Here is a 17591-nt window from a genome sequence, read left to right on the forward strand (position 1 = left end):
TATTTGAATACGTACGTATGGATTTGAAATAGGAAGTCAAGATGGGACGGCGACGAACAATCGATCGGGACAAGGTTCTGGACGCGGCGGAGGCGGTGGTGAATTCCGTCGGCGCGGCCGGCCTGACGATCGATGCCGTCGCCAAGGCTTCCGGCATCACCAAGGGCGGCGTGCAATATTGCTTCGGCAACAAGGACGGCCTGATCGACGCGATGATGCAGCGTTGGTTCGACGAGTTCGATGCCGCGGTAACGGCGGAAGGCGGCGACGACCCTGATCCGATCAAGGCAATGCGCGCCCATGCGGCGGTGACCGCCCGGATGAACACGGCTGACAATGCCCGCACTTCCGGCATGATGGCCGCACTGCTGCAGCGGGAAGAGCACATGGCGAAGAATCGCGCCTGGTACCGCACCCGCCTCGATGGTCTCGACCTCTCGACGGAGGAGGGGCGCAGGGCGCGGATGGTGTTTCTGGCAACGGAAGGCGTCTTCCTGCTGCGCGGCTTCGGTTTCCTCGAGATGGAAGACGCCGAATGGCAGGATATGTTTGCCGATATCTTGAAGCTTCTGCCCGAGCGCGACCGCGCCTGAGGCGTTAAAAAACCGCTAGAGCTCGATCAGCCCGCGCATGGCGCTGACGCACTGGCCGGAAAGGCTGACCTTGCGAACGACACCACCCTGCTTTCGGACATGCGCGCCGATGAGGCTGCGGCGCCCCATCTCCACACCCTGCTCGATGATGATCTCGACATCGATATCCTGCTCCGGGACGAGCGAGACGAGATGGGCGGAAAGTGCTGCCGAGGCGCTGCCGGTTGCCGGGTCCTCGTTGACATTGTCGAGCGGCGCGAACATGCGCGCCCGGATCTGCCATGGCGCCTCTGCCGAGCGAGCGTAGAGGAACAGGCTGAAACTGTCTTCCTCGGGTTTGTAGCGCGCGTTGGCCGCCTGGAAGGCGGTGACATTGGGTTGGGCGGACGACAGCGTCGCGACATCCTTGATTTCGGCGACGGCGAAGGGCAGCCCGACGGAAAGCCGGGTCGGCGCATGCACGCGTCTGCTGACGGCTTCAGGCGCGAGCGACGCGCAGGCGGCGATGGTGTCGGCGTCGATTTCGGGGCCGACGGTCAGGCTGCGCGGTACGACGATGGTGGCGCCCACCACTACACCGCCTTCCCGCAGCAATGTGGCCTCGACAAGGCCGGCCTTTTCCTCGAACCGCAGGATTTCACCGGGCGCGCGGCCGAAGATTTCCTTTTGCCCGCCGAGCACGAAGGCCGTGCCGACATTGGGATGACCGGCAAAGGGAATTTCGGTCGTCGGCGTGAAGATCCGGACCTCGGCGGTGTTGGCCGGGTCGCGGGGCGGCAGCACGAAGGTCGCTTCCGAATAGCCGAACTCGGTCGCGATCGCCTGCATCTGACGATCGCTCAAGCCGCGAGCGTCGGACATGACAGCCAACTGGTTGCCGGCGAAGCGCTCGTCGGTGAAGACGTCGACGGTGACATAGGCAACGGATTTCGGCGCGGTTTCAGAGGTCATGGTCCTGGCTTTCGCTGGTTGGGCGCCGTTGGCGCTCATCGTGTCGGCTCTGAAGCCAAGGCTTAAGGCAGCCGACACACCGCACAAAGACGCGAACTTGTCCGGGTGACAAGTTCCCCGACGACGACGAAGCCGTCACCTCGCAGGCGCGCCAACCCTTTGGCAAAAAAAAGGGGCCGGCGGACGGCCCCTTCTCATCCGGTAGACCTGGCTTAGGCAGCCTTCTCGAGTTCCTTCTTCCACGTACCCTTGGCGGCAAGGCTGCACATCTCGGCGCGATGCGAGAAGGCGCGCTGGCCGGCGCCGATGTTGTCGGCCTTGCCGTGCCAAGCATTGAGCGCCTCCTGCTGCAGCGCGCGGCCATAGGAGAAGGTGAGCTTCCAGGGCAGGGCGTGGCTGGCATTCATTGCCGAGAGGTGGGCGGTCGCTTCCTCGGTCGACTGGCCGCCCGAGAGGAAGGCGATGCCCGGTACCGCCGAAGGCACCGTGCGCTTCAGCACCCGGATGGTGCGCTCGGCCACTTCGGCGACGGAGGCATTGCGGGCCTTCTTGCCGTCGATCACCATGCTCGGTTTCAGGATCATGCCTTCGAGCTTGACGCGCATGGCCGCCAATTCTTCGAAGGTTGTCCGCAGCGTCCACTCGGTCACCTGTTCGGAGCGATCGATCGAGTGATCGCCCGGCGCGCCGTCCATCAGCACTTCCGGCTCGACGATCGGGACGATGCCGGCGTCCTGGCACAGGGCGGCGTAGCGGGCGAGCGCATGGGCATTGGCGCGAACCGCACCGGCGGTGGGCAGCGTATCGGAGATGGAGATCACGCCGCGCCACTTGGCAAAGCGTGCGCCGGCCTCGTGATATCTCGCCAGCCGCTGGGCAAGGCCGTCGAGGCCTTCGGTGATTGTCTCGGCCGGGAAGTTCGTCATCGGCTTGGCGCCCGCATCGACCTTGATGCCGGGGATCGAGCCGGCCGCCCGGATGATGTCGACGAGCTGGGTGCCGTCGACCGCATGCTGGAACAGGGTTTCTTCGTAGAGGATGACGCCGGAGATGTATTTGCGCATCGCCTTTTCGGCGCGCAGCAGCATCTCGCGGTAATCGCGCCTGGAGGTTTCGGTGGATTCGAGACCGATCGTATCGAAGCGCTTCTTGATCGTTGCCGTGGACTCGTCAGCGGCAAGCAGTCCGCGGCCATTGGCGACCATGGCGACGGCGATGTCTTCCAGTTTTTCCGTCATGCTTTTTCTCTCCCTAGACAGCGCCGATCATCAGGATCAGGCGAACACTGAAACAGTTGCAGGGCCGACGGTGCACGGGGCAACCGCCACGCTCCCAACAGGAGCGCGAGTAACAGGTGAAATTGTCCAGGAAAATGGCGGGAAAATCGACTGAAACGATTTAAAATTTTTTAATCGTTTGAATAAATGATGTTTTTTCTTGATGGCCGGCGCGTGAGAGTGCTTCCCACGCGCCGGTTGTATGACTTACTTCTGCTTCAGGATGTCGACGCCCGGAAGCGGCTTGCCTTCCATCCACTCCAGGAATGCGCCGCCGGCGGTCGAGACGTAGCTGAAATCGTCGGCGACTTCGGCATGGTTCAGCGCCGCGACGGTATCACCACCGCCGGCAACCGAGACCAGCGAGCCCTGACGGGTGCGGGCAGCCGCATGCTTGGCAACGGCAACGGTGGCCTTGTCGAAAGGCGCGATTTCGAAGGCGCCGAGCGGACCGTTCCAGACCAGCGTTTCGGCCTTGGAGATCCAGTCATTGACGGCCGCGATCGACTTCGGGCCGACGTCGAGAACCATGGCATCGGCGGGAATGGCGTTGATGTCGACGACTTCGTTGTCGGCGCCGGCCTTGAACTCACGGGCGATCACGCCGTCTTCCGGCAGCACGATGGCGCAGCCGGCTTTGTCGGCAGCGGCGATGATCGCCTTGGCGGTGTCGGCGAGGTCATGCTCGCACAGCGACTTGCCGACATTGATGCCCTTGGCAGCGATGAAGGTGTTGGCCATGCCGCCGCCGATAACGAGCGCATCGACCTTGGTCACGAGGTTCTGCAACAGGTCGATCTTGGTCGAGACCTTGGCGCCGCCGACGATGGCGACGACCGGGCGCTTCGGCTGGCCGAGACCCTTTTCGAGCGCTTCGAGTTCGGCCTGCATGGTGCGGCCAGCATAGGCCGGCAGGTGATGGGCAAGGCCTTCCGTCGAAGCATGGGCGCGGTGCGCTGCCGAGAAGGCGTCGTTGACGTAGATGTCGCCATTGGCGGCGAGCGCCTTGACGAATTCGGCCTCGTTCTTTTCCTCGCCCTTGTGGAAGCGGGTGTTTTCCAAGAGCAGCACGTCGCCGTCGCTCATTTCGGCGATCGCGTTCTTGGCCTTGTCGCCGATGCAGTCGGCGCCGAAATGAACGCGCTGGTCGAGCACGTCTTCGACGGCCGGAGCGATCGTCTTCAGCGACATGTCGGCGACCGGCTCACCCTTCGGACGGCCGAAATGGGCGAGCAGGATGACCTTGGCGCCCTTCTCGGACAATTCGCGGATGGTCGGCGCGACGCGCTCGATGCGGGTCGCGTCGGTGACCACGCCGTCCTTGACCGGCACGTTGAGATCGACGCGCACCAGAACGCGCTTGCCGGCGATGTCGGTCAGATCGTCGAGGGTCTTGAAAGTCATCAGATAGTCTCCGGTGATAGTCTTTGGAAAAGGGTGGGGTAGTCGATGACGAGGCCGTCCTCGTCTACGGGCAGTTCCGCGGCAAAACTGCGGTCCTCGGCCTCGTAGCGATAGAGCCTGAAATCATCGAGGCAGGTGTAGTGCTGGCCGTCCACAACAGGCTGAAACGTGTCGAACGGCACATAGAGCATCTTCAGTCTGGCGGTGCCGGACTGGCTCACAAGGCCGAGGCGGCGGATCGGCAGCGTGTTGGTGAAGGGCGTTCCCGCGAGGTCGATATCGATACAGCCGTCGAATTCGGGGAGGGGCGTGCCGCGTGCCGTCGCCCATTCGCCCGGAACGTCCGAGCGGAGATGCAGGCTGCGGCCATCGGTGGTGTCGACCATCAATTTGCGAACGTGCCAGCTGTCGTCGCAGTCGATCCGGTAGCGCGCGCCATAGGGCGTGCCGCCGCGGCTGCCGATCAGAACGCCGACGGCGCGGATGACCGCGCCGTCGGTGGTGTCGATTTTTGTCAGCGTCAGGTGTTCGAGCCCTTCCCCTTCCAGCGGACGCCAGCGGACCGTCGTTGAGGAGAGGGCGCGAAACATCTGTCTTAGATGAGCTTGGCGAACGCGACCGCCGTGTCGGCCATGCGGTTCGAGAAGCCCCACTCGTTGTCGTACCAGGTGAGGATACGCACGAAGTTGCCTTCGACGACCTTGGTCTGGTCGATCGCGAAGATCGAGGAGTGGCTGTCATGGTTGAAGTCGCGCGAAACGAGCGGCTCTTCCGTGTAGCCGAGAACGCCCTTGAGCGCGCCATTGGAGGCGGCCTTGATGGCGTTGGTGATTTCCTCGACCGAGGTGTTGCGCTTGGCGACGAACTTGAAGTCGACGACGGAGACGTTCGGGGTCGGGACGCGGATCGACGTGCCGTCGAGCTTGCCCTTCAGTTCCGGCAGAACCAGGCCAACGGCCTTGGCGGCACCGGTCGAGGTCGGGATCATCGACAGAGCGGCAGCGCGGGCACGGTACAGATCCTTGTGCATCTGGTCGAGCGACGGCTGGTCGTTGGTGTAGGAGTGGATCGTGGTCATGAAGCCGTGGCTGATGCCGATGGTATCGTTCAGGACCTTGACGACCGGAACCAGGCAGTTCGTCGTGCAGGATGCGTTGGAGATGACCAGGTGGTCCTTGGTCAGCTGGTCGTGGTTGACGCCGTAGACGACCGTCAGGTCGGCGCCGTCGGCCGGAGCCGAGACGATGACGCGCTTGGCGCCGGCAGTCAGGTGGGCTGCAGCCTTGTCGCGGGCGGTGAAGATGCCGGTGCACTCCATCGCGATGTCGATACCGAGTTCCTTGTGCGGCAGCGTTGCCGGATCCTTGATCGCGGTCACCTTGATCGGCTTGCCGCCGTTGATGGTGATCGTGTCGCCTTCGACCTTGACCTCGGCCGGGAAACGACCGTGGATCGAGTCATAGCGCAGCAGGTGAGCGTTGGTCTCAACGGGGCCAAGGTCGTTGATCGCAACGACTTCGATGTCGGTGCGGCCGGATTCGACGATCGCGCGGAGCACGTTGCGGCCGATGCGGCCAAAACCGTTGATGGCGACTTTCACTGTCATGGGTCTCTCCCTGTCTGACTGACGTGGTACGAAAAAAAGCGGGGCGCACCTTTCGGCGCGCCCCGCAGATTGATCAGGCGAGCTTCGTTTCCGCGGCGGCGACCACCGCCTCGGGCGTGATGCCGAAGTGCTTGTAAAGCTCCTTGTAGGGGCCGGAAGCGCCGAAGCTCGACATGCCGATGAAGGTGCCATCGCTGCCGATGAAGTGATCCCAGCCCTGACGGATGCCGGCTTCGACGGCGATCTTGACCGGCGAGTTGCCGATGATCGCCTGCTGGTAGTCTTCGCTCTGCTCGGCGAAAAGCTCGAAGCAGGGAACGGAGACGACACGGGTCGAGATGCCCTTGGCGGTCAGCGTCTGGCAGGCCTTGACGGCGATTTCGACTTCCGAGCCGGTGGCGAAGATCGTGACCTTGGCGTCGGCGGCCGAGATCAGGTCATAGGCGCCGCGGGCGCAGAGGTTTTCTTCCTCATACTCGGTGCGAACGGCCATCAGGTTCTGGCGCGTCAGCGCGATGCCGGACGGACGGTTGTGGCTTTCGAGCGCCAGCTGCCAGCACTCGGCCGTTTCCGTGGCGTCGGCCGGGCGGAACATCAGGAGGTTCGGGATGGCGCGCAGGGCTGCCATATGCTCGACCGGCTGGTGCGTCGGGCCGTCTTCGCCAAGGCCGATGGAATCGTGCGTCAGCACGTGGATGACGCGGATGCCCATCAGAGCGGCAAGGCGGATCGACGGACGGCAATAGTCCGAGAAGATCAGGAAGCCGCCGGAATAGGGGATGACGCCGCCATGCAGCGCCATGCCGTTCATGGCAGCGGCCATGCCGTGCTCGCGAACGCCCCAATGGATGTAGCGGCCGGAGAAGTCGTCAGGGGTGATCGACTTGGTCTGGCTCGTCTTGGTGTTGTTCGAGCCGGTCAGGTCGGCCGAGCCGCCGATGGTTTCGGCCAGAACGCCGTTGATGACTTCGAGCGCGTCTTCGGAAGCCTTGCGGGTTGCCGGTGACGGCTTGGTTTCGGCGAGCTTCTTCTTGTAGTCGTCGATGGCGGAGGACAGACGGCCTTCGAGCTCGCCGGAGAAGCGGCGAACGAACTGGGCCTTCTTCTCGGCCTCGCTCTTTTCAAGACGGTCTTCCCACTCCTTGCGCGCCTTGGTCGAGCGCAGGCCGGCCAGACGCCAGGCGTCGAGAACGTCCGAGGGAACGACGAAAGCTTCGGCTTCCCAGCCGAGTGCCTTGCGGGTGGCGGCGATTTCCTCGGCGCCGAGCGGCGAGCCGTGAACCTTGTGGGTGCCGGCCTTGTTCGGTGCGCCGAAACCGATCGTCGTCTTGCAGGCGATCATCGTCGGCTTGTCGGACTTCTGCGCCTGGTCGATCGCGGCGGCGATCGCTTCCGGATCATGGCCGTCGACGGCAATGGTGTTCCAGTTGGAGGCGCGGAAGCGGGCGTGCTGGTCGGTCGAGTCGGCGATCGAGATCGGGCCGTCGATCGAGATGTTGTTGTCGTCCCAGAAGACGACCAGCTTGTTGAGCTTCAGGTGGCCGGCGAGCGAAATCGCTTCCTGGCTGATGCCTTCCATGAGGCAGCCGTCACCGGCGAGCACGTAGGTGTAGTGCTCCATCAGGTCGGAGCCGAATTCGTCGCGCAGCTTGCGCTCGGCGATCGCCATGCCGACGGCATTGGCAATGCCCTGGCCGAGCGGACCGGTGGTCGTCTCGATGCCGGCGGCGTGGCCGTATTCCGGGTGGCCGGCGGTGCGGGCGCCGAGCTGGCGGAAGTTCTTGATCTCGTCGATGGAGATGTCTTCGTAGCCCGTCAAATAGAGCAGCGAGTAGAGCAGCATCGAGCCGTGGCCGGCCGACAGCACGAAGCGGTCGCGGTTCGGCCAGGAGGGGTTCTTGGGGTCAAAGCTCAGATAGCGCGTGAAGAGGACTGTCGCTATGTCGGCTGCACCCATGGGCAGGCCAGGGTGGCCGGAATTTGCCTTCTCGACGGCATCCATGGAGAGGAAACGGATCGCATTTGCCATCCGGTCGTGTTTTTCGCGAGAGATCATGACTGTTCCGTTTGCGTTCGGTGGTCAGGGAACGGTCTCTATCCTCCAAAGACCGCGCAAGAAGCGGCTGACACATAGCAGGTGCGCCGTGCGAGTCAATAAATACGGGGCTTCCGCGGCCATTTGACGGCAGCTTGCTTCGGTCCCTGCCCGAGTGCTTGTTCCGCAATGCAATAAGCCTGCTGCACTGCCGTTGAAGAAAGCCGGCTACGCAATCCATCCACAGCTTCCGCTGTTGTTTGCTGTACTTGGCATTGTTGAGACTTACGTAATAGGTTTAAAAAAGATCGAGCCGAAGCGGCGGACGGGATTCGGGCGATTCGGCCTCATGGGCGAGGTATTCGGAACACATGCCGGCAAAGACTGTCAAAGCGGCGATCGACGAACTGCGAAACGCAGTGCAATCCCTGGAGAATGCGATCGACGGTCGGTTTGACAGGGAGCGGGACTTCAGCGAGTTCGAGGGCGAGGTGCGACGCGTCAACACCGACCGGTCGCGGCTGGCGCAGGAACTCGATCAGTCGCAGTTCCGGGCAAACCGGCTCGAGGAGGTCAACCGTGAGGTTTCCCGTCGCCTCGTGACGGCGATGGAAACCATTCGGGCGGTGCTCGACCGCTAGGAACAAGCGACATGGCGCAGGTGACAGTTTCGATCGATGGCAAGGCCTATCGCATGGCCTGCGAGGAAGGGCAGGAAGATCATCTGATCGAGCTTGCCACCAATTTCGATCAGTATGTCGGACACCTCAAGACCCAGTTTGGCGAGATCGGCGATCTGCGCCTGACCGTCATGGCCGGCATCATGGTCATGGACGAGCTCAGCGAGGTCAATCGCCGGCTGAAGAACCTCGAAGCCGAGGTCGGCAACCTGACCAACGGGCGCGACGCCGCGCTTTCGGATCAGCTGAAGAACGAGGAGGCGCTGGCCTCGGCACTCAGCGAAGTGACCCAGCAGATCCACGGTATCGCCGCCAAGCTGAACGGCCGCCCCACGACGCCGTCGAGCTGACAAGGTTTCGTCGGCGAGCCACTGGCGCGAAGCACCGAGACACTTTATATATCGAATGCGGTCTGCGCTCCCCGACAGGAACCACAATCCCCGGGGCCATACTCGATCCTAAGGGAGCTGTCCCTGTCCGGACCCGTGGGTTCGGACACATGGCGCCCACCTACTTTGTAGGCACCCGGGATCGTAAAATATCCATCGGTTGTGTGGATCGCACTTCTCCCTCTTTCCGTTGCTCATTCACTCCCCGGCAAAGGCCCGGCGGATGGCGTCGGCCATGGCCTCGACGATCCGGTCCTTGCCGTTTCCGGCCTTTGAAATCCGCAGCACGACATTCGAGTGATCGATCACGGTGTAGCCGTCATCGGCGGTCAGTTCGCGGCAGCCGGCCGGAATGCTGCTGCGGGCAAGCGGCGCGATGGCGAGGCCGGATACCACCGCCGCCATCAGGCCGCCGCTGGTGCGGCTGACATAGGCGACGCGGTTGTCGATGCGGCATTTCCTCAAGTTGCGCTGAGCGAGGTCGTCGCACCAACCGCCTTCGAGATAGGTATAGGTCGCGATCGGTACCGGGCGGCGCTCGTCGGTCCGGTGCTGCTCCGACGTCACCCAGACGGTCGGATCCATCATCAGCACTTCGTTTCTCGTCTTTCCGCCGGGCTCGAAGACGACGGCAAGGTCGATCTCGCCCGCTTCCAGCGCTGCGACATTGGTCATCGACGCGCCCTGCTGCACGGTCACTTCGACGCCCGGGTGGATGGCGGCGAAACTGCCAAGCGCCTTCGGCAAGGTCGAGTTGATGTATTCCTCCGGCAATCCGATCCGGACCGCGCCGTCGAGCGCGGGTTGGCGGAGCGCGGCGGCCGTGTCGTCGAGCAGGGTAACGATGCGCCTGGCATTGTCGACGAGCCGCAGTCCCTGCGGCGTCAGCACCACACCGCGCGAATGGCGCTCGAACAGGGCGTCGCCGAGCACATCCTCGAGCTTCCTGATCTGCATGCTGACCGCCGACTGGGTGCGCCCGACGATGTCTGCGGCGCGCGTGACGCTGCTGGTATCGACAACCGCAAGAAAGGTTCTGAGCAGATCGCTATCGAGGGGAAGGGGCATGGCTTCAACCATCAGATTTTCTGATGACAGTCATGCTTGCAATTCGTTTGTCAGATGTCAATGCGAGGACGAAGATCGTCCCGTCAGATCATCTTGCGCCCGAGTCCTTGCCATGAGCGTGCTTGCCGTTCTCGCCTTTTCTGAAACGTTCGTTACCGCCCGACGCAGGGCAAGGCAATGGACTGTCGATTTGCTGTTTGTCGAGGCGCCCGTCGAGGTGCCGGCAGACAAGCCGTTGCTGCTGCGTGACGTCGGGATCTCGGCAGGCGACCCCGACCTTCGGCAGCGGGAGCGGATCTTGGGGCAGGCGGTCTATCGGTCGCACTGGATGCTCTAGCCCGTCCCCGCGCCAATCCTTACGAGATGAGATCGAGCCTTGCGGCACGAAAGACGGCTTCGGCCAGATTGCCGGCCTGCAGCTTGCGCATGGCGTCTTCCAGCGCGCGGTCGATCCGGTCGAGCGGAATGTCGGTTTCGCGCATCATGTCCTGGCGCGTGCGGCCGCGGGCTGCAAGTGTCAGGCAACGCAGTTCCAACGGTTCGAGTTCTTTCATTTGGTCCTTCATGGACGTCGGCTTTTCCACTGCTGCCTGCAGGAGCGCGTCCATACATCGAACACGGGCATTAGTTCCTGCTAATTATTTGAAATCGCGTCTTTATTTGCATGCGCTCGCCAATGCGCGAAAGCGGAACCGTCGTCCATGATGAACGGAACGCTAATGCTGTGCCGAACCGGGAAGGCGCTGGCAGTGCTGTCGCAAACCGCGGCAAAAGCGGCGATGCGGGTGAATGTGCACGGGCGACATCGGGTATATAGGCTGGTGATTGAGCCGGGAATCGGCGAGAAAGTGACGGGTTGTGCCATTTCGGGAGGAGAATTCGTCCGCGACGATGGCATGAGGCAGGAGAGGGCACGATGTCACCGAAAGACCTGAAGGCGGCGCTGCGCAACGAGCGGCTGGCATTGCGCGATGCGATGCCCGCGGAGATACGGATCGAGGCGAGCCTGACCATGGCCGACCATGCCGGCGACGTCATTGCGCTCGATCCGGGCCACATCGTTTCCGGCTTCTGGCCCATCCGCTCCGAGGTCGATATCCGGCCGCTGATGGCGCGGCTGAAGAGTCGCGGCGCCCGGCTCTGCCTGCCTGTGATCATGGACAAGAAGACGATCGTCTTTCGCGAACTGCTCGATGGCGTCGACATCATCTCAACCGGCTTCGGCACGACGGGGCCTGGCCCGGATGCTCCGGTGCTCGACCCGGATATCATGCTCGTGCCGCTTTCTGCCTTTGACGCGACCGGTCACCGGATCGGCTACGGTGCCGGTTATTACGACCGGGCCATCGACCGGTTGCGCAACAAGGGGCATCTGCCGAAACTGATCGGCATCGCGTTCGACTGCCAGGAGGTGGCTGCCGTGCCGGCCGAACCGCACGATGTGGCGCTGGATGCCGTTCTCACCGAGAGCGGATTCCGGCATTTCTAGGTCATTGACGAAGCCGAGCGACGGCCCGGCGCGTTGAAATCGCGCGGGCCGAGGCGGAAGATTGGTTCGCGATCCCACGCGGAATCGATCTTGGGCGTTTCCTGTCGGCCCAGGATCGTGTAGACGCTCTACCTCTTTGTTTTACGCAGGTCCGGCCGCCACAACCGCTGACGCGCTTCCGCCGGAACTGCCCTGGTGGGATTTGAGCGAGCATGAGGCTTCTGTTTCTGGGAGATATGGTGGGCAAGACGGGCCGCACGGCGGTCTGGGAGCGGCTTCCGGGACTGATCGGCGACCTTAAGCTCGATTTCGTCATCGTCAACGGCGAGAACGCCGCGGGCGGCTTCGGGATCACCGAAGACATCTTCCTCGAGACGATCAACGCCGGCGCCGACGTGGTGACCACCGGCAACCACGTCTGGGACCAGAAGGAAGCGGTGGTCTTCTGCGAGCGGCACGACCAGTTCCTGCGCCCGGCCAACTATCCGGCCGGCACGCCCGGCCGCGGATCCAACCTGTTCTTTGCCCGCAATGGCGCGCGCGTGCTGGTCGCCAACGTCATGGGCCGCGTCTTCATGCATCCCGAACTCGACGACCCCTTCAAGTCGGCCGAGGCCATCCTCGATGCCTGCCCGCTCGGCGAGCAGGCGGATGCGATCGTGTTCGACTTCCATGCGGAGGCGACCAGCGAGAAGCAGTGCTTCGGCCATTTCGTCGACGGTCGCGCCAGCCTCGTCGTCGGAACGCATACGCACGTGCCGACCGCCGACCACCAGATCCTCAACGGCGGCACCGCCTATATGAGCGATGCCGGCATGTGCGGCGACTACGATTCCTCGCTCGGCATGGACAAGGAGGAGCCGCTCAACCGCTTCATCTCGAAGATGCCGAAGGGGCGCTTCGAGGCGGCCTCGGGTCCGGCCACCATCTGCGGTCTCGGGGTCGAGATCTCCGATCGCACCGGGCTCGCCGAGAAGATCGCGCCGCTGCGACTTGGGCCGAGACTGGCGGAAACGATCCCGGATTTCTGGTCTTAAGGCCAAGTCAGGCGGCATTCTGAACGCAGCGCGAAGCTGCGCGCGGGCACCTTTGGTTGTCCCGTATCGCCTTATTGGAATTGATTTTTTTCAAGGTGACAACCCCATCAAATGATGGCAGGTTATCGCGAAATCACGCCGGGCCGGGGCGTGATGTATTCGTGGGTTTTTGCAGAATGAATGGTGTGCGCAGTCCTGGATTGCGGGCATGTGCTGTTGTCGCTGCGCCACGGGCAATTGCTCGCTGCCCAGCGAATTTGACCTGACAGCGTTCGCGGGCCGAAGGGCGCAAGGCCGCTGTATCATTTGATTGCTTGTGTGACTTTGCCTCTCGGATCGCTGCCGATCCGAGGATTTGTGCGGAGCGGGACGGGTAATGCGGCTGTTTTGCGCACAGGCCCCGCTCTGAAATATTCAAAGCGATCGCGGTGGTCTGGTCGATTGGCTGCCCCTCGTGATCCAAGTGCATTCGGAGGGCATGCATGTTGTCTCAGTGGCATTTGCCGATGTTCGTCGGCGCTTCTCTTTCCCTTCTATCCGCAATCGGTGCCCAGGCGCAGGACGCGCAACTGCCCGTGGTGACCGTCGCCAAGCCGGTCGTGCGGGACGTCATCGACAGCGACGAGTTCATCGGCCGTTTCGAGCCCGTCGACGAGGTGCAGGTTCGCGCCCGCATCGGCGGCTATCTCGACGAGGTCAATTTCACCGATGGCGCCCTGGTGAAGAAGGGCGACAAGCTCTTCGTCATCGACCAGCGGCCCTATCGTACGGCTCTCTCCCAGGCCGAATCGACGCTGGAATCGGCGCGCTCGTCGCTGGAATTCGCCGAGGCCCAGTTCAAGCGGACGCAATCGCTGACGGGCACCGGCACGCTTTCGGTCTCGACGCTCGACGATCATCGCCGCGAACTCCTGTCGGCGCAGGCGCTGGTGCGCGGCGCGGAAGCGGCGGTCGAGCGTGCCAAGCTCGACCTTGACTACACCACCATCACCGCGCCGCTCAGCGGCCGCGTCGACCGGCGCCTGCTGTCGACGGGCAATCTCGTCCAGGCTGACCAGACGGTGCTGACGACGATCGTGTCGCTCGACCCGATCGATTTCTACTTCGATGTCGACGAACGGCGGCTGCTTTCCTATGCACGGGTCGCACGCGAGCGCGGCAGTGCGCTGCAGGAAGGCGGCGGCTCGCTCGAAGTGCTGGTCACCATCGCCGACTCGCAAGAGGAGCCGTTCAAGGGCAAGCTCGACTTCGCCGAAAACCGCGTCGATCCGCAGAGCGGTACGATGCGCGTCCGCGCCCGTCTCGATAACCCAAGCCTCGTGCTGCAGCCCGGTCTCTTCGGCCGTGTGCAGATCGAAGGCTCGAACACCTACAAGGCCGTCCTCATTCCGGACGAAGCGATCGGCGCCGACCAGAACGAGCGCATCGTCTACGAGGTGACTGCCGACGGAACCGTGGTGACCAAGCCCGTGCGTCTCGGCCCGAAGCTCCATGGCTACCGTGTCATCCGCTCCGGCATGACCGGCGACGAGACCATTGTCGTCAACGGTCTGATGCGGGCGCGGCCCGGCACCAAGGTGAAGCCTGAGACGGTCCAGCTTCCTCCTGAAGCGCAAGCAGCGGGGGCGGCGCAATGAGGTTTGCTCACTTCTTCGTCGACCGGCCGATCTTCGCGTCGGTGCTGTCGATCGTGCTGCTGATCGTCGGCAGTATCGCCTATTTTCAGCTTCCCGTGGCGCAGTACCCGGAAATCGCCCCGCCGACCATCGTCGTTCGCGCCGCCTATCCGGGTGCTGACGCCGATACCGTTGCCAACACCGTCGCGACGCCGCTCGAACAGGAAATCAACGGCGTCGAGAACATGCTCTATATGTCCTCCTATTCGACCGCCGACGGCTCGATGGCGCTGACGATCACCTTCAAGCTCGGCATCGACCTCGACCAGGCACAAGTGCTGGTACAGAACCGCGTGTCGATCGCGGAGCCCCGGCTGCCGGAAGAAGTCCGGCGTATCGGCATCACCACGGCCAAGAGTTCGCCCGACCTGATGATGGTCGTGCATCTCCTGTCGCCGACCGAACGCTATGACCAACTCTACGTCTCGAACTATGCGCGCACTCGTATCCGCGACCTGCTTGTCCGGCTCGATGGCGTCGGCGACGTCATCCTGTTCGGCGAGCGCGAATATGCGCTGCGTGTCTGGCTCGATCCGGAGAAGCTGTCGGCCTATGGCATGACGGCCGGTGACGTGGTGCAGGCTTTGCGCGAGCAGAACGTGCAGGTCTCCGGCGGTTCGATCGGTGGTCCGCCGGCGCCGGGCGACAGCGCGTTCCAGTACACGGTCACGACGGACGGCCGCTTCAGCGACGCGCGGCAGTTCCGCTATGTCATCGTCAAGGCGACGGAAAGCGGTCGCCTCGTGCAGCTGCAGGACGTCGCGCGTGTCGAGCTCGGTGCTCGCGAATACGTCAACAACAGCTATCTCGACGGCAGCCCGGCGGTGGCGCTCGGCATCTTCTCGCGGCCGGGCACCAATGCGCTCGACGCCGCCGAGCAGATCCAGAAGGTGATGACCGACGTTTCCAAGGACTTCCCTGACGGGCTCGAATACCGCATCGTCTACAACCCGACAGAGTTCATCTCGGAATCGATCAACGAGGTCTACAAGACGATCGCCGAGGCGGCCATTCTCGTTGCCATCGTCGTTCTCGTCTTCCTGCAATCGTGGCGCACGGCGATCATCCCGATCGTCGCAATCCCCGTGTCACTCGTCGGCACCTTCGCCTTCCTCTATGCCTTCGGTTTCTCACTGAACATGCTGACGCTGTTCGGCCTGGTGCTGGCGATCGGTATCGTCGTCGACGATGCGATCGTGGTGGTCGAGAATGTCGAGCGAAATCTCGCGCGAGGGATGACCCCGCGCGAGGCGTCGCATGTGACCATGGACGAGGTGGGGGCGGCCGTCATCGCGATCTCGCTGGTGTTGACCGCGGTGTTCGTGCCGACGGCCTTCATCCCCGGTATCGCCGGCCAGTTCTACCTGCAGTTCGCCGTGACGATCTCGGTCGCAACGGTGATTTCCGCCTTCAACTCGCTGACACTGTCACCGGCGCTGGCGGCTATCCTGTTGAAGCCGCACGAGAACGGCCATCATGAAAGCCGCAATCCGCTGACGCGCTTCGGCAAGGCCTTGGCGAACGGCTTCAACAACGGTTTCGACCGGATGGCGTCGGGCTATGCATGGGTCGTGCGCAAGCTCGTCTCGACGAAGGTGGCGCTGGCCGCGGCCCTTCTCGTCTTCGTCGGGCTGCTGGGGGCCACCTGGTACATGGCGCAGATCGTGCCGCGCGGCTTCGTGCCGACCATGGACCAGGGCTATGCGATCGTCGTCATCCAGCTGCCGGACGGCGCCTCGCTCGACCGGACGGACGCCGTCGTCAAGCGGGCCTCGAAGATCATCCAGGACGTGCCGGGCGTGAAAAGTGCTGTCGCCTTTGCCGGCTTCAACGGTGCGACCTTTACCAACGCGTCCAATTCGGGCGTGGTCTTCGCCTCCTTCGAAAGCTTCGAAGAGCGGCTGAAGAACGGGCAGGGGGCCAACCAGATCATCGGCCAGCTCTATGGCAGCCTGCAGAGCATCCAGGAAGCCTTCATCATCGCCGTGCCGCCGCCCTCGGTGCGCGGCATCGGTAACTCCGGCGGCTTCAAGATGCAGATCATGGACCGGCAGAGCTCCGACATGCGCCGCGCGCTCGGGCTTGCCTACCAGATGATGGGCGCTGCCAACCAGACGGAAGGGTTGACCGGGGTCTTCACCACCTTCTCGGCCTCCAGTCCGCAATACTTCCTGGCGATCGACCGCGACAAGGCGCGCACACTCAACGTGCCGATCCCCAACATCTTCGAGGCGCTGTCGATCAACCTCGGTACGTCCTACGTCAACGACTTCAACGCCTTTGGCCGCGTCTACCAGGTGCGGGCGCAGGCCGACCAGCAGTACCGCGTCGAGCGCGACAACATCCTGGCGCTGAAGGTGCGCTCGGCAACCGGTGCGCTGGTGCCGATGGGTACGCTTGTCGAGATCCAGGATACGGCCGGTCCGACGCTGGTGCAGCGCTACAACATGTACGTCTCGGTGCCGATCCAGGGTAACCCTGCGGTCGGTGTCTCGACCGGTACGGCTCTCGACAAGATGGAGGCGCTCGCCGCCCAGATCCTGCCGCAGGGCACGACCTTCGAGTGGACGGAACTCGCCTACCAGGAGCGCCAGACAGGCAACACCGCGGTGTTCATCTTCGCACTGTCGGTCGTCTTCGTGTTCCTGGCGCTGTCGGCCCAGTACGAAAGCTGGGTTCTGCCGCTGGCGATCATCCTGATCGTGCCGCTCGGCGTGCTGGCCGCATTGGTCGGCGTGTTCATCCGCGGGCTCGACAACAACGTGCTGACCCAGATCGGGCTCATCGTTCTGATCGGTCTTGCAGCCAAGAACGCGATCCTGATCGTCGAGTTCGCTCGGCAGGGCGAAGACGAGGGCAAGACGCCGATCGAGGCGGCGGTGGAAGCGAGCCAGCTGCGCCTGCGCCCGATCCTGATGACCGCCTTTGCCTTCATCCTCGGCGTGGTGCCGCTGATGATCGCGACCGGCCCGGGTGCCGAAATGCGCCAGTCGCTCGGCACGGCGGTGTTTTCGGGCATGCTCGGGGTAACATTCCTCGGCCTGTTCCTGACGCCGGTGTTCTACGTCGCGCTCCGGTCGTTCCGGCGACGCAAGGCGGCGGTGAGCGAACCGGCGCCGCACCCGGCCGAATAGGGCAGGCCCGACGATAATCTGACGAATGCCCCGGCAGCAATGCCGGGGCATTCGGCTTTGACGAGGCTATCGTTACCTTATCGGCCTCAGGGTCGGTGACGTAAACGTGAGCACCGCCTGCCCTTTGTAACTGGACGTGGCCGGGCCCTTGAACAATTCTTTCCGCGCCCCGTGACGCCACCGTTCGGTCGAGCGAAGGCAAAGGCTTCCATTCGCTGTTCAATACCTGCCTGCCGCGTGCCCCCAAGGCCC

At 63.3% G+C, this 17591-nt stretch carries 16 protein-coding genes and 1 other RNA gene; 9 read left to right on the forward strand and 8 right to left on the reverse strand.

Annotated features, from left to right (window positions below; genetic code table 11):
* Positions 1–41 precede the first annotated feature (41 nt).
* Positions 42–593: a TetR/AcrR family transcriptional regulator gene (locus IB277_RS18390; protein WP_060605929.1), complete on the forward strand. Its 552-nt coding sequence runs from the start codon at positions 42–44 to the stop codon at positions 591–593.
* A gap of 15 nt (positions 594–608) precedes the next feature.
* On the opposite strand, the gene IB277_RS18395 is transcribed toward IB277_RS18390, so the two are convergent.
* The 6 genes from IB277_RS18395 to tkt all read right to left on the reverse strand — a co-directional run bounded on the left by IB277_RS18395 (position 609) and on the right by tkt (position 7887).
* A complete protein-coding gene (locus IB277_RS18395; protein ID WP_110819205.1) occupies positions 609–1544 on the reverse strand; it encodes a PhzF family phenazine biosynthesis protein in 936 nt (311 codons plus the stop codon).
* Between the two features lie 212 nt (positions 1545–1756).
* Positions 1757–2782: a class I fructose-bisphosphate aldolase gene (locus tag IB277_RS18400; RefSeq protein ID WP_192371332.1), complete on the reverse strand. Its 1026-nt coding sequence runs from the start codon at positions 2780–2782 to the stop codon at positions 1757–1759.
* A gap of 246 nt (positions 2783–3028) precedes the next feature.
* Positions 3029–4225: a phosphoglycerate kinase gene (pgk, locus tag IB277_RS18405; protein WP_034806155.1), complete on the reverse strand. Its 1197-nt coding sequence runs from the start codon at positions 4223–4225 to the stop codon at positions 3029–3031.
* Complete coding sequence (locus IB277_RS18410; RefSeq protein ID WP_060605923.1) at positions 4225–4815, reverse strand: putative glycolipid-binding domain-containing protein; 591 nt, start codon at positions 4813–4815, stop codon at positions 4225–4227. Before IB277_RS18410 ends, pgk begins: the two co-directional genes overlap by 1 nt.
* A gap of 5 nt (positions 4816–4820) precedes the next feature.
* A complete protein-coding gene (gap, locus tag IB277_RS18415; RefSeq protein WP_034806178.1) occupies positions 4821–5831 on the reverse strand; it encodes a type I glyceraldehyde-3-phosphate dehydrogenase in 1011 nt (336 codons plus the stop codon).
* A gap of 73 nt (positions 5832–5904) precedes the next feature.
* The gene (gene tkt, locus IB277_RS18420) at positions 5905–7887 is read right to left on the reverse strand and encodes a transketolase (RefSeq protein WP_110819206.1); all 1983 of its coding nucleotides are present in this window, start codon (positions 7885–7887) and stop codon (positions 5905–5907) included.
* A gap of 350 nt (positions 7888–8237) precedes the next feature.
* On the opposite strand from tkt, the gene IB277_RS18425 reads away from it, so the two are divergent.
* The 3 genes from IB277_RS18425 to ssrS all read left to right on the forward strand — a co-directional run bounded on the left by IB277_RS18425 (position 8238) and on the right by ssrS (position 9110).
* Positions 8238–8507, forward strand: coding sequence for a DUF4164 domain-containing protein (locus IB277_RS18425; RefSeq protein ID WP_034806184.1), 270 nt, complete (start codon positions 8238–8240; stop codon positions 8505–8507).
* Positions 8508–8518: 11 nt separating this feature from the next.
* On the forward strand, positions 8519–8896 hold the full coding sequence (locus IB277_RS18430) for a cell division protein ZapA (RefSeq protein ID WP_034806187.1): 378 nt from the start codon (positions 8519–8521) through the stop codon (positions 8894–8896).
* 56 nt (positions 8897–8952) lie between these two features.
* Positions 8953–9110, forward strand: a non-coding RNA gene (gene ssrS / locus IB277_RS18435) — 6S RNA.
* Between the two features lie 23 nt (positions 9111–9133).
* Here the strand turns inward: ssrS and IB277_RS18440 are convergent.
* The gene (locus tag IB277_RS18440) at positions 9134–10015 is read right to left on the reverse strand and encodes a LysR family transcriptional regulator (protein ID WP_234798711.1); all 882 of its coding nucleotides are present in this window, start codon (positions 10013–10015) and stop codon (positions 9134–9136) included.
* A 100-nt stretch (positions 10016–10115) separates the two neighbouring features.
* Between IB277_RS18440 and IB277_RS18445 the strand changes: the two genes are divergently transcribed.
* Entirely contained in the window at positions 10116–10340 is a 225-nt protein-coding gene (locus IB277_RS18445; RefSeq protein ID WP_034806191.1) for a hypothetical protein, read from the forward strand.
* Between the two features lie 19 nt (positions 10341–10359).
* Here IB277_RS18445 and IB277_RS18450 read toward each other — a convergent pair whose 3' ends face one another.
* Positions 10360–10557 carry a transcriptional regulator gene (locus tag IB277_RS18450; protein ID WP_234798710.1) on the reverse strand — a complete coding sequence of 66 codons (198 nt, stop codon included), beginning with the start codon at positions 10555–10557 and terminating at the stop codon, positions 10360–10362.
* A 362-nt stretch (positions 10558–10919) separates the two neighbouring features.
* On the opposite strand from IB277_RS18450, the gene IB277_RS18455 reads away from it, so the two are divergent.
* The 4 genes from IB277_RS18455 to IB277_RS18470 all read left to right on the forward strand — a co-directional run bounded on the left by IB277_RS18455 (position 10920) and on the right by IB277_RS18470 (position 17339).
* Positions 10920–11492, forward strand: coding sequence for a 5-formyltetrahydrofolate cyclo-ligase (locus IB277_RS18455; RefSeq protein ID WP_034806194.1), 573 nt, complete (start codon positions 10920–10922; stop codon positions 11490–11492).
* Positions 11493–11704: 212 nt separating this feature from the next.
* A complete protein-coding gene (locus IB277_RS18460; RefSeq protein ID WP_034806196.1) occupies positions 11705–12529 on the forward strand; it encodes a YmdB family metallophosphoesterase in 825 nt (274 codons plus the stop codon).
* A gap of 482 nt (positions 12530–13011) precedes the next feature.
* The gene (locus tag IB277_RS18465; RefSeq protein WP_090299738.1) at positions 13012–14166 is read left to right on the forward strand and encodes an efflux RND transporter periplasmic adaptor subunit; all 1155 of its coding nucleotides are present in this window, start codon (positions 13012–13014) and stop codon (positions 14164–14166) included.
* Positions 14163–17339, forward strand: a complete 3177-nt coding sequence (locus tag IB277_RS18470; RefSeq protein WP_090299740.1) for an efflux RND transporter permease subunit — start codon at positions 14163–14165, stop codon at positions 17337–17339. Before IB277_RS18465 ends, IB277_RS18470 begins: the two co-directional genes overlap by 4 nt.
* The last annotated feature ends 252 nt before the right edge of the window (positions 17340–17591 follow it).

This window comes from Ensifer sp. ENS07, assembly GCF_014852185.1.
GTDB lineage: Bacteria > Pseudomonadota > Alphaproteobacteria > Rhizobiales > Rhizobiaceae > Ensifer > Ensifer adhaerens.

Bases quoted from the DNA above. Each gene is read 5' to 3' on its own strand.
- IB277_RS18390 (WP_060605929.1), top strand. From the start codon at position 42: ATGGGACGGCGACGAACAATCGATCGGGACAAGGTTCTGGACGCGGCG.
- IB277_RS18395 (WP_110819205.1), bottom strand. From the start codon at position 1,544: ATGACCTCTGAAACCGCGCCGAAATCCGTTGCCTATGTCACCGTCGAC.
- IB277_RS18400 (WP_192371332.1), bottom strand. From the start codon at position 2,782: ATGACGGAAAAACTGGAAGACATCGCCGTCGCCATGGTCGCCAATGGC.
- pgk (WP_034806155.1), bottom strand. From the start codon at position 4,225: ATGACTTTCAAGACCCTCGACGATCTGACCGACATCGCCGGCAAGCGC.
- IB277_RS18410 (WP_060605923.1), bottom strand. From the start codon at position 4,815: ATGTTTCGCGCCCTCTCCTCAACGACGGTCCGCTGGCGTCCGCTGGAA.
- gap (WP_034806178.1), bottom strand. From the start codon at position 5,831: ATGACAGTGAAAGTCGCCATCAACGGTTTTGGCCGCATCGGCCGCAAC.
- tkt (WP_110819206.1), bottom strand. From the start codon at position 7,887: ATGATCTCTCGCGAAAAACACGACCGGATGGCAAATGCGATCCGTTTC.
- IB277_RS18425 (WP_034806184.1), top strand. From the start codon at position 8,238: ATGCCGGCAAAGACTGTCAAAGCGGCGATCGACGAACTGCGAAACGCA.
- IB277_RS18430 (WP_034806187.1), top strand. From the start codon at position 8,519: ATGGCGCAGGTGACAGTTTCGATCGATGGCAAGGCCTATCGCATGGCC.
- IB277_RS18440 (WP_234798711.1), bottom strand. From the start codon at position 10,015: ATGGTTGAAGCCATGCCCCTTCCCCTCGATAGCGATCTGCTCAGAACC.
- IB277_RS18445 (WP_034806191.1), top strand. From the start codon at position 10,116: ATGAGCGTGCTTGCCGTTCTCGCCTTTTCTGAAACGTTCGTTACCGCC.
- IB277_RS18450 (WP_234798710.1), bottom strand. From the start codon at position 10,557: ATGAAAGAACTCGAACCGTTGGAACTGCGTTGCCTGACACTTGCAGCC.
- IB277_RS18455 (WP_034806194.1), top strand. From the start codon at position 10,920: ATGTCACCGAAAGACCTGAAGGCGGCGCTGCGCAACGAGCGGCTGGCA.
- IB277_RS18460 (WP_034806196.1), top strand. From the start codon at position 11,705: ATGAGGCTTCTGTTTCTGGGAGATATGGTGGGCAAGACGGGCCGCACG.
- IB277_RS18465 (WP_090299738.1), top strand. From the start codon at position 13,012: ATGTTGTCTCAGTGGCATTTGCCGATGTTCGTCGGCGCTTCTCTTTCC.
- IB277_RS18470 (WP_090299740.1), top strand. From the start codon at position 14,163: ATGAGGTTTGCTCACTTCTTCGTCGACCGGCCGATCTTCGCGTCGGTG.